Raw genomic sequence first — 214 nt, 5'->3', positions numbered from 1 at the left:
CAGAAAGACGTGACCGATACGGTTCAACATGGAAAGGATTCCTGTGGGTCGTGAGTAAGGTTTCAAGCGCGCGCCAGGGCCAGCCGAGGGGTGACGGAGGTTTGGCGGGACTGGTCGGAAAACATCAGGCTGGTGTCGACGTCGGCACCGTACAAATCATTGAGGAAGTGGCTGCTCATCTCGCTGCCCTGGCCGTCGAAATGAATACGCCCAC

At 57.9% G+C, this 214-nt stretch carries 1 pseudogene; it reads right to left on the bottom strand.

Features of this window, described 5'->3' with window-relative positions:
* Positions 1-62 precede the first annotated feature (62 nt).
* A pseudogene (locus tag ACW9IR_RS30390) lies at positions 63-214 on the bottom strand (phosphonate ABC transporter ATP-binding protein); the annotation flags it as partial.

It is taken from the genome of Pseudomonas sp. SDT291_1_S447 (assembly GCF_054070155.1).
This window is presented reverse-complemented; position numbering and strand designations above follow the sequence as displayed.